The organism is Achromobacter colocynthidis, assembly GCF_057334535.1.
The window spans coordinates 378,750-390,763 of record NZ_JBHFIZ010000039.1 but is presented as its reverse complement, the minus strand read 5'-3'; the positions used below and the strand labels follow the sequence as shown (position 1 = coordinate 390,763).

The 12,014-nt window shown below is 63.8% G+C and carries 4 protein-coding genes (1 of these 4 only partly in view); 2 read left to right on the top strand and 2 right to left on the bottom strand.

Annotated features, from left to right (window positions below; all coding sequences use genetic code 11):
• Positions 1–418 precede the first annotated feature (418 nt).
• Both ACE04A_RS28180 and ACE04A_RS28175 read left to right on the top strand, forming a co-directional pair.
• Positions 419–2,503 carry a putative bifunctional diguanylate cyclase/phosphodiesterase gene (locus ACE04A_RS28180; RefSeq protein ID WP_485820747.1) on the top strand — a complete coding sequence of 695 codons (2,085 nt, stop codon included), beginning with the start codon at positions 419–421 and terminating at the stop codon, positions 2,501–2,503.
• Positions 2,504–2,766: 263 nt separating this feature from the next.
• The gene (locus ACE04A_RS28175; RefSeq protein WP_259252763.1) at positions 2,767–2,979 is read left to right on the top strand and encodes a DUF1059 domain-containing protein; all 213 of its coding nucleotides are present in this window, start codon (positions 2,767–2,769) and stop codon (positions 2,977–2,979) included.
• 87 nt (positions 2,980–3,066) lie between these two features.
• On the opposite strand, the gene ocd is transcribed toward ACE04A_RS28175, so the two are convergent.
• Together ocd and ACE04A_RS28165 are read right to left on the bottom strand one after the other, a co-directional pair.
• Positions 3,067–4,116, bottom strand: coding sequence for an ornithine cyclodeaminase (ocd, locus tag ACE04A_RS28170; protein WP_448716914.1), 1,050 nt, complete (start codon positions 4,114–4,116; stop codon positions 3,067–3,069).
• 179 nt (positions 4,117–4,295) lie between these two features.
• Positions 4,296–12,014: the 3' portion of an Ig-like domain-containing protein gene (locus ACE04A_RS28165; RefSeq protein ID WP_485820746.1), read on the bottom strand. 19,539 nt of this gene lie beyond the right edge of the window; 7,719 of the gene's 27,258 nt are visible here — the last part of the coding sequence; its start codon lies off the right edge, out of view — the gene reads right to left on this strand; its stop codon occupies positions 4,296–4,298.

Below are 12,014 nucleotides of genomic sequence, written 5' to 3'. Positions count from 1 at the left end.
GCCGTGGGCGGCACCATTGCCGCCACCACCGCCGGCGCCATCACCAAGCTGCTGGGCAATGCCTACGTGGCGGTGCTGTACGACTTTTGCCAGAAGAACCCGGGCAAGGACATCGACATCGGCATGATCGCGCAGGCGCTTAAGCAGCGGGTAAAGCTCTAAGCCGCGGCGCATTCGCATGCCTGCGCGCAGGCATACCCGCAACGTGCACGCAACGCTCCCGCATGCAATGAATTGCGTTTTCACGACATCATTCGTTAGATTTGCGCCTTTTCAGGCGCTCGGCTTAACTATCGTCCGTCATACGACGTAAAGCCGTATATCCCTCAGTCTTTTTGCGGGACGACCCACGCAGGCAAAACGCAACGCACGCGAATGCGCAAACGCCCCGCGACGGGGTCGGCTCCCGTCACATCCAATGATCATCGACAACTCCGACGTCATGTACCGGCACCTTGTGCAGGGCGTCGTCGACTACGCCATCTACATGCTGCATCCGGACGGCACCGTCGCCAACTGGAACGCCGGGGCGCAACGCGCCAAGGGCTACACACAGGAAGAAATCGTCGGCAAGAACTTCGCCTGCTTTTATAGCGCGGAAGACCAGGCTTCAGGCCTGCCGCAGCGCGGACTGGCCACTGCCCGCGAACAAGGCCGCTTTGAAGCCGAAGGGTGGCGGGTGCGCAAGGACGGCACGCTGTTCTGGGCCAACGTGGTGATCGATGCCATCCACGACGACCAGGGCGCGCTGCTGGGTTTTGCCAAAGTCACGCGCGACATCACCGAACGGCGTGAACGCGAACAGCAGCTTGTCCGGGCCAAAGAGCTGGCCGAGCACTACAACACCGAGCTGACGTCGCTGTCGAGCTTCCTGGATGCCGTGGTGTCGCACATCCCGTCGTGCGTGCTGGTGCTGGATGCCGTGTCGCGCAATATCCTGTTGGCCAATCGTCAGGCCGAAGCCACGTTCGGCGCCACACGCGCCGAGATGTTGGGCAAGACTGCCCAGCAATGCCTGCCCGCGCCCGTCTGCGAATTTTTCGACCGCCTGACCAACGATGCCCTGCGCACGGACGGCGCGCTGCGCGAAGCCGAAGAAGAACTGATCACCGCGCGCGGCATGCGCACATTGCGCACGCGCACGCTGGTATTCCACAGCAGCGACCCGCGCTCGCGCTACGCGCTCTTGATCTCGGACGACGTCACCGACGAAAACGCCGCCCACGCGCAGGTGCGCTACATGGCGCACCACGACACGCTGACCGGCATGCCCAACCGCCGGCTGTTCCGCGAACAACTGCTCAAGGCGCTGCAAAACCGTGCCGGCGACCGCCGCACCGCCGTGCTGTGCCTGGACCTGGACAACTTCAAGAGCGTGAACGATACGCTGGGCCACCCCTGCGGCGACGAACTGCTGCGCCTGTTCGCCAAGCGCCTGCCCAAGGTGCTGCGCGAGCAGGACACGCTGGCCCGGCTGGGTGGCGACGAGTTTGCCGTGGTGCTGCCCAACATCGGCCAGCAGGAAGACGTGCGCAAGCTGGCCGAGCGCTTGATCGAAACGATGCGCCAGCCGTTCGAGGTGGACGGCCATACCGTGCCCGTTACCGTCAGCATTGGCATCGCGCTGGCCGAAACGCCCGACTACACGGCCGACCACCTGCTGCGCTACGCCGACATGGCGCTGTATGAAGCCAAGCGCAACGGGCGCAACCGCCTGGCGTGTTTTGAACCCGAGATGGAAGTCGCCGCGCTCAAGCGCCATGAAATCGAGATGGATCTGCGCCAAGCCATCATGGGGCAGCAGTTTCAATTGCATTACCAGCCCATCCTGGACGTCAGCCACGTCCGCATCGTGGGCCGCGAGGCGCTGATGCGCTGGCAGCATCCGGTGAAGGGCCTGATCATGCCCGACGCCTTCATCCCCATCGCTGAAGAGACCGGGCTGATCCACGAGCTGGGCGCGTTCACCCTGCACGAGGCTTGCGCGGAAGCCATGCGCTGGGACGACCACGAAACCGTGGCGGTCAACCTGTCGGCCACCCAATTCACCAACAGCGCACTGGTGTCGTTGGTGGAGTCGGCCCTGTCCAATTCCGGCCTGCCCGCGTGGCGCCTGGAATTGGAGATTACCGAGTCGGTGCTGCTGGCGAATTCCGCCGCCAACCTGACCACCTTGAACCGGCTGAAGGCACTGGGTGTGAAGGTGGCGCTGGACGACTTCGGCACCGGCTATTCCTCGTTGGGCTATCTGCGGTCGTTCGACTTCGACAAGATCAAGATCGACAAGTCGTTCACGCAAGATGTGGAATCCAGCAAGGAAGCGCTGGCCATCATCCGCGCCATCAACGGCATCGGGCGCAGCCTGGACATTCCCACCACCGCCGAAGGCGTGGAAACCGCCGCGCAACTGGAGCGGCTGACCCAAGAGGGCTGCTCGCACTTCCAGGGCTATCTGCTGGGCCGACCGGTGTCTCATGAAACGCAGCCGGACGACGCGACGTAGGAGATTGCGAGATCGCGGAGTCGCCGGATCGCCGGATCGCCGGATCGCCGGATCGCCGGACCGCCGGACCGCTCAATCATGGGGTCGTATCAAATCAGGGGCCGACCCCTCAATTTCGACCCCCGCCTGACTGCCCGCGGACCTATACTTTTCGAATCATCGGGTGCGCTGTGACGCGCCATCCTGCCCGGTGCCTGCCACGCCGCGCGTCGGATATTCCATCGCGCAAGCCGCCCCCTGGGCCGCTGCGCAGGGAGCCCATCATGAGCCGCAAATACATCGATTGCCGCGAGTACCCAAGCGAGCTGAACTGCTCGGTGGCCTTGGTAGCGGATACCGACGACGAACTGCTGGAAGCCGCCGTGCAGCACGCCACGACCGTACACAAACATGCGGACAGCCCCGAGCTACGGACCCAGCTAAAAGGCATGTTCCACGAGGGCACCCCTTCGGTCGAGACGCCCGCGCGCGCGTGATCGCCGACAGCTACGCGCCATCAAATACGCGCGTCAACTAAGGGCCGTCAACTACGGGGCCGTCAACCAAGCGCCGTGGCCACGCCTTCAACCCGCGCCACCCGTCGTGACGCGGGTTGCCGCGCGCACCACGTCGAACAGGTTCTTGGGGTCCTGCAATTGCGGCGCCACTTCAATGCGGGTGCCTACGCCCAACCGGGCAGCGCTGTCGCGCAGCCAGCGCAGCGCCGAGAAGTCCTCCAGCGCGAATCCCACCGAATCGAAGATGGTCACGTCTGACGCGCTCTGGCGGCCCTCCGCCTGGCCCGTCAGCACGCGCCACAATTCCGTCACCGGGAAATCCGCGGGCATCTGCTGCAAGTCGCCTTCAATGCGCGTCTGTGGTTCGTATTCGACGAACACGGGGCCCATCTTCAGCACGTCGGCATGCAGCTCGGTCTTACCGGGGCAATCGCCGCCCAAGGCATTGATGTGCATGCCCGGCTCGACCATGTCGGCGCAGAGGATGGTGGCGTAGGCCTTGTCGGCCGTAACGGTAGTGACGATGTCCACGCCCTTGACGGCCTGGGCCGTGCTATCAAAGCGGACGACACGCATGGACGGCGCGGCGGAGGCCAGGTTGGCTTGCAGCTTGCGGGTGGCGCCTTCGTCCACGTCGTACACGTGCAGCGTGTCGATACCCAGCACGGTGTGGAAAGCCAGCGCCTGGAATTCGGCTTGCGCGCCGTTGCCGATCAGGGCCATCGACCGCGAGTCGGGCCGCGCCAGCGCGCGCGCGGCCAAGGCTGAGGTGACGGCGGTACGCAGGGCGGTGGTCAGCGTCAGTTCGCTGATCAGCAGCGGTTCACCCGTGTTGACCTGCGCCAGCGCGCCAAAGGCCATCACGGTGGACAGGCCGGCATGCGGATTCTTCGGGTGGCCGTTCACGAACTTGAAGCTGTAGAGCTCGTGGTCGGCGGTGGGCATCAGTTCGATGACGCCGGTGGGGGAATGGCTGGCGACGCGCGCGCACTTGTCGAATTCCGGCCATCGCATAAAGTCCGCCAGCACGTAGTCGAGCAGTTCGGTGTACACCTTGCGCGAGCCTTGCAAGGCCATGATGCTGGCCACGTCCGACGTTGTGAGCAGTGTCGTCATTCTTTTCTCCCCAAGGGATGGAAAGGAAATTCTGGCTGATGCCCAAATCAATTCGTAGTGACAATAATATTCCACATGCCAAGAGGCTGGACGTGTCGCGCGGCACTATCGACGACCAACAAGCGCGACAGGGCGGGCAGGGTTACCCCCGCCCGCCCTGTCACCCTGTCGCCAGGCCCTTAGTTAAGCAGGTCCATCAAGGCGGCATCCTCCGCATCGTGCTGCCGGGCCGCTTGCGCCAACTGCTGCGCGAACGGTGCTCCCGCCAACCGGACCGGCTCGGCTGCCGCTGCCTGGGGCGCGGTGTCGGGTGAGGTTTCCGGACGCAAAGCCGCATCCGCCGCGCCACGCTGTTCGCGTTGTTCACGCAGCTCGCCAGACAGGAAGTCGATCGTGACAAGCCGGTCGACCGTGACGCCAGCCGCTGAACGCTGCGTCAACCGCAGACTCAGAGACTCCACGCCTGCCGGGCGATTGATCAGGAAAAGCCCCCGTCCATCCGCCTGCACCCAATCCGGCAGCGCCGCGCCGTTGGCCAGCGTGACGCTCATGCCGTCTGCACCGGCTCCCCCGTTGATGATGATGAGCAACTGGTCGCCACGCCCCAGCATATCCAGCTGCAATCCGCCGCCCAGCGGCAAGGACGACAACACCGCCTGGCCCCCTTCCAGCCCGCCGCCCAAGGCGGACCGTAGCAAGTGGTGCAAGCCGCTGCGCGCGCCCATATCGTCGTTGCCGTTCAGCGCCGAGATATCGTTGACCGCATTCAGGACCGCGCCCACGCCGCCAAAGGAAGCCACATGGCCAAGGTTGTCGACACCATTGACCGCCCGCGACACCGCGCCATCCGGATGCAGAAGATCCGCGGTGCCGTTCAGTGAACCCAGGCCATTGACCGTTTGGATCAGCACCGAATCCGCCTCGCCCGCCCGATACAAACCGCCGCTGCCACTCGTGTCCAAGGCGCCGGCCCCCGGCAGCGGAACCCGACGAAGCTCCTCTTGCTCCGTAAACACAGGCGTCGAGTTGGACAGCCTGATCGTCGCTTCGGTTACACCGCCGTTGCCGTCACCCACCGTGTAGCGCACGACCAGCTCGCCCACGAAGTTCGCGGATGGGGTGAAGACATAGCTGCCGTCGGCCCGTACCAACAACGTTCCCCGGCCCGGGATCACGATCGGCGTGCCGGCGGGCGTGCTTCCGGCCACCCCGTCCACGCTGACCTCGATGACGCGCAAGGGGTCGCCTTCGGGATCTGACGCGCCGGCCAGCAAGCCCTGGTCAGCCGGCACGTCCACGCCGTCGCCCAGCGGCAAGTTCACCGATCCTCCCGGCACGATCGGACTATCGTTCACGGCCGTCACATTCACCGTAACGGTCGCCGTCTCGGTCACGCCACCCGCAGTCACGGTGTAGGTGAAGTTGGTGGTGCCGTTGTAGTTGGCCGAAGGTGTGAAGTCCAAGGTGCCATCTGCGCGCAGCGTCACCAGGCCGTTGGCGACCGCGACCGGGGTTCCCACCATCACGGCCGACCCATCGATGGCCGTAATGACGTGCGTAGCGTTCTCGAAGGTGTTGTTAGCCTGAACCGCAATGTTGACCGTCGTGTCTTCGTTGGTCGTCACCGTGTCGTGGTCGATGTCCACAATCGCCCCGACGGTCACATTCACCACCGTTCGCACCGAGCCGCCGCTGCTATCGGTAATCGTGACCACGAAGCGGTCGTTGCCGTGGAAATCACCGATGGCCGTATAGACGTAGTCTCCCGTCGCGGCATTCAGCGTCACCACACCGTGGGCCGGCAAGGTGGTCATCGTGTACTGCACCGGTTCACCGTCCGAATCCAGCGCCTCCACGCGCCCGGCGACCGATGTGTCTTCCGTTGTCGGCACGCCGTACTCGCCGGTGGCGGGGTTCAACACCTGGCCGCCAATCCGGACATCCACCAAGATCGGTACGTCGTTGATCGAGGCGACGTTGACCGTGGCCGTAGCGGTCTCGGTGACGCCACCCGAGGTCACGGTATAGGTGAAGCTGGTTGAACCGTGGTAGTGCGAGGCCGGCAGGAAGTCCAGGGTGCCGTCCGCCTTCAGCGTAACCGACCCGTTGGCGACTGCCACCGGCGTGCCCACCACGATGGCGTTGCCGTCGATGGCCGAGATGCTGCGCCCGGCGTTCTCGAAGCTGTCGTTGCCGAACACCACGATGTTGACCGCTGTGTCTTCGTTGGTCGTGACCGTGTCGTTGGCAATGTCCACGACTGCCGCGACCGTGACGCTTACCGTCGACTGCGTCACATTGCCTTCGCCGTCATCGATGCTGATGATGAAGCTGTCGGCACCGTAGTAGTCGCCCGTCGGCGTGTAGGTGTACGCGCCCGTTGCCGGATCAACCGTCACCATGCCGTGCATGGCCGCCGAAGATACGCTGTAGACCAGCGTATCGCCGTCGCCATCCACCGCCGAGACCTGGCCATTGAAGACAGCGTCCTCGTTCAGGCTGATCACGTAGTTGCCCGTGGCGGGGTCAAACGTCTGACCAGGCACCGCCGGGTCCACCATCGTCGGCACATCCGCCACGGCGGTCACTGTGACCGTCACGGTCGCCGTCTCGACCGCGCCGCCAGACGTCACGGTGTAGGTGAAGCTGGTCGAACCGTTGTAGTTGGCCGAGGGCGTGAAGTCCAAGGTGCCATCGGCCTTCAGCGTGACCGAACCGTTGGCAACCGCGACCGGCGTACCGACCAAGACTGCGTTGCCGTCGATGGCCGTGATGCTGCGTCCGGCGTTCTCGAAGCTGTCGTTGCCGAGCACCGCGATGTTGACCGTCGTATCCTCATCGGTCGTGACCGTGTCGTTGAGGATATCCACCACTGCCGCGACCGTGACGCTTACCGTCGACTGCGTCACGTTGCCTTCACCATCGTCGATGCTGATGATGAAGCTGTCGGCACCGTAGTAGTCGGCCGTTGGCGTGTAGGTGTAGGCGCCCGTTGCCGGGTCAACCGTCACCATGCCATGCAGCGCCGGGGTGCTTACGCCATAAATCAACGTGTCACCGTCGCCGTCAACCGCCGAGACCTGGCCACTGAAGACTGCGTCCTCATTCAGGCTGATCGCGTAGTTGCCCGTGGCCGGATCAAAGGTTTGACCAGGTACTGCCGGGTCCACCGTCATCGGCGCATCCGCCACCGCAGTGACGGTCACCGTGACCGTTGCCGTCTCCACCGCACCGCCAGATGTCACGGTGTACGTGAAGCTGGTCGGGCCGTTGAAGTCCGTGGTCGGCGTGAAGTCGATGGTGCCATCGGCTTTCAGCGTGACCGAACCGTTGGCGACCGCGACCGGCGTACCGACCACGACTGCGTTGCCGTCGATGGCAGTGATGGTGCGTCCAGCGTTCTCGAAGCTGTCGTTGCCGACCACGGCGAGGTTGACCGTCGTGTCCTCGTTGGTGGTGATCGCGTCGTTGTCGATGTCGACCACTGCCGCGACCGTGACGCTTACCGTCGACTGCGTCACGTTGCCTTCGCCATCGTCGATGCTGATGATGAAGCTGTCGGTACCGGTGTAATCCGCCGTCGGCGTGTACGTGTACGCGCCCGTTGCCGAATCGACCGTGACCATGCCATGCATCGCAGGGGTGCTTACGCCATAAGTCAGCGCGTCACCGTCACCATCCAGCGCCGAGACTTGGCCATTGAAGGCACCGTCCTCGTTCAGGCTGATTGCGTAGTTGCCCGTGGCAGGGTCAAAGGTTTGACCAGGTACTACCGGATCCACCGCCATCGGCGCATCCGCCACCGCAGTGACGGTCACCGTGACCGTTGCCGTCTCGACCGCGCCGCCAGACGTCACGGTGTAGGTGAAGCTGGTCGGGCCGTTGTAGTTCGTATCCGGGGCGAAGTCCAAGGTGCCATCGGCTTTCAGCGTGACCGATCCGTTGGCAACCGCGACCGGCGTACCGACAATGACTGCGTTGCCGTCGATGGCCGTGATGCTGCGTCCGGCGTTCTCGAAGCTGTCGTTGCCGACCACGGCGATGTTGACCGGGGTGTCTTCATTGGTCGTGATCGTGTCGCTGGTGATGTCCACCACGGCGGCCACTGTCACCGTCACCGTCGACAGGCTGATGTTGCCCGCGCCGTCGTTGATGCTGATGATGAAGCTGTCTGTACCGTAGTAGTCGGCCGTCGGCGTGTACGTATACGCGCCCGTCACCGGATCCACCACGACCATACCGTGCGTTGCCGGGGTATCCACCCCATAAGTCAGCGGGTCTCCGTCGCCGTCGACCGCGGAGACCTGGCCGTTGTAGGCCCCGTCCTCGTTCAGGTTGATTGCGTAGTTGCCCGTGGCAGGATCAAAGGTTTGACCGGGAATCGCAGGATCGACCGTCACTGGCACATCCGCCACCGCCGTCACGGTCACCGTAACCGTTGCCGTCTCCACCGCTCCGCCAGAGGTCACGGTGTACGTGAAGCTGGTCGGGCCGTTGAAATCGGTGGCGGGTGTGAAGTCCAAGGTGCCGTCGGCCTTCAACGTGACCGAGCCGTGGGCAACCACGCCCGGCGTGCCCACCATGATGGCGTTACCGTCGATGGCCGTGATGCTGCGTCCGGCGTTCTCGAAGCTGTCGTTGCCGAGCACGGCGATGTTGACCGTCGTGTCTTCATTCGTCGTGATCGTATCGTCGGCAACATCCGCCACGGCGGCCACGGTCACCGTCACCGTCGACAGGCTGATGCTGCCCATGCCGTCGTCGATGCTGATGATGAAGCTGTCGGTACCGTAGTAATCGGAAGCCGGTGTGTAGGTATACGCACCCGTTGCCGAATCCACCGTCACCATGCCGCGCGTGGCAACCGAGGATACGCTGTAGGTCAGCGTGTCACCGTCGCCATCCACCGCCGACACCTGGCCGTTGAAGGCAGCGTCCTCGTTCAGGCTGATTGCATAGTTGCCCGTGGCCGGGTCAAAGGTTTGACCAGGTACTGCCGGGTCCACCGTCATCGGCGCATCCGCCACCGCAGTGACGGTCACCGTGACCGATGCCGTCTCGGCCACTCCGCCGGATGTCACGGTATACGTGAAGCCGGTCGGACCGTTGAAATCCGTGGTCGGCGTGAAGTCCAAGGTGCCATCGGCTTTCAACGTGACCGAACCGTTGGCGACTGCGACCGGCATGCCCACCACCACCGCAATGCCATCAATGGCGGTGATGGTGCGCCCGGCGTTCTCGAAACTATCGTTGCCGACCACCGGGATGTTGACCGTCGTGTCCTCGGTGGTCGTGATCGTGTCGTCGATGATATCCACCACCGCCGCCACCGTCACACTGACCGCCGACAGGATGACGTTGCCTTCGCCGTCATCGATGCTGATGACGAAGCTGTCGGCACCGTAGTAGTCGGCCGTCGGCGTGTAGGTGTAGGCGCCCGTTGCCGGGTCCACCGTGACCATGCCGTGCGTCGCGGGGGTGTTAACGCCGTAAACCAACGTGTCACCGTCGCCGTCAACCGCCGAGACCTGGCCGCTGAAGACAGCGTCCTCGTTCAGGCTGATCGCGTAGTTGCCCGTGGCAGGGTCAAAGGTTTGACCGGGGACTGCCGGGTCGACCGTCACTGGTACATCCGCCACCGCCGTCACGGTCACCGTAACCGTTGCCGTCTCCACCGCGCCGCCAGACGTTACGGTGTAGGTGAAGCTGGTCGAACCGTTGTAATTCGCAGCCGGGGCGAAGTCCAAGGTGCCGTCGGCCTTCAAGGTGACCGAACCGTTGCTGACCAGAATCGGCGTTCCCACCACCACCGCGTTGCCATCAATGGCCGTGATCGTGCGCCCGGCATTCTCGAAGCTGTCGTTGCCGAGCACGGCGAGGTTGACCGTCGTGTCTTCATTCGTCGTGACCGTGTCGTTGGCAATGTCCACCACGGCGGCCACGGTCACCGTCACCGTCGACAAGCTGATGTTGCCCGTGCCGTCGTCGATGCTGATGATGAAGCTGTCGGCACCGTAGTAGTCGGCCGTCGGCGTGTAGGTGTAGGCGCCCGTCGCCGAATCAACCGTCACCATGCCGTGCGTCGCCGGGATGCTTACGCCATAAGTTAGCGTGTCACCGTCACCATCCACCGCAGCGGCTTGACCATTGACTGCCGTTTCCTCGCTAGTGCTCACCGCATAGTTACCAGTAGCCGGGTCAAAGGTCTGGCCCGGTACTGCCGGGTCGACCAACATCGGCACATCAGCTACTGCCGTCACAGTCACCGTGACCGTTGCCGTCTCCACCGCGCCGCCAGACGTCACGGTGTACGTGAAGCTGGTCGGGCCGTTGAAGTCCGTGGCGGGCGTGAAGTCCAAGGTGCCGTCGGCTTTCAACGTGACCGAACCGTTGGCAACCAGGACCGGCGTGCCCACCATGATGGCGTTGCCGTCGATGGCAGTGATCGTGCGTCCGGCGTTCTCGAAGCTATCGTTGCCGACCACCGGGATGTTGACCGTCGTGTCCTCATTGGTCGTGATCGTGTCGTCGGCAATATCCGCCACGGCGGCCACGGTCACCGTCACCGTCGACAAGCTGATGTTGCCCGTGCCGTCGTCGATGCTGATGATGAAGCTGTCGGTGCCGTAGTAATCCGCCGTCGGCGTGTACGTGTACGCGCCCGTTGCCGAATCCACCGTCACCATGCCGTGCGTCGCGGGGGTGTTAACGCCGTAAACCAGCGTATCGCCGTCGCCATCAACCGCCGAGACCTGGCCGTTGAAGACAGCGTCTTCGTTCAGACTGACCGCGTAGTTGCCCGTGGCAGGGTCAAAGATTTGACCGGGGACCGCTGGATCCACCGTTATCGGCGCATCCGCCACCGCCGTCACAGTGACCGTGACCGACGCCGTCTCCACGGCCCCGCCGGATGTCACGGTGTACGTGAAGCTGGTCGAACCGTTGTAGTTCGCAGCCGGGGCGAAGTCCAAGGTGCCGTCGGCCTTCAAGGTGACCGAACCGTTGCTGACCAGAATCGGCGTTCCCACCACCACCGCGTTGCCATCAATGGCCGTGATCATGCGCCCGGCGTTCTCGAAGCCATCGTTGCCGACCACGGCGATATTGACCGTCGTGTCCTCATTGGTCGTGACCGTGTCGTCGACGATATCCACCACCGCCGCGACGGTCACGTTTACCGTCGACAAGATGACATTTCCGGTGCCGTCATCAATACGGATGACGAAACTGTCAGTACCGTAGTAATCCGCCGTGGGCGTGTACGTGTACGCACCCGTTGCCAGATCCACCGTCACCATCCCCTGCGTGGCGGCTGCGGATACGCTGTAGACCAGCGTATCGCCGTCGCCATCCACTGCCGAGACCTGGCCACTGAAGACAGCGTCCTCGTTCAGGCTGATTGCGTAGTTGCCCGTGGCCGGGTCAAAAATCTGACCGGGAACTGCCGGGTCGGCCGTCACTGGTACATCCGCCACCGCCGTCACGGTTACCGTGACCGATGCCGTCTCCACCGCCCCGCCAGACGTCACGGTGTACGTGAAGCTGGTCGGGCCGTTGAAATCCGTGGCCGGCGTGAAGTCCAAGGTACCGTCGGCTTTCAGCGTGACCGAGCCGTTCATGACGGCGACCGGCGTGCCCACCAGGATGGCATTGCCGTCGATGGCCGTGATGGCGCGCCCGACGTTCTCGAAGCTGTCGTTCCCGACCACGGCGATATTGACCGTCGTGTCCTCGTTGGTCGTGATCGTGTCGTCGGTGATATCCACCACCGCCGAGGCCGTGACGCTTACCATCGACTGCGTTACGTTGCCTTCGCCGTCGTCGATACTGATGATGAAGCTGTCGCTGCCGTAGTAGTCGGCCGTCGGCGTGTAGGTGTAGGCGCCCGTTGCCGGATC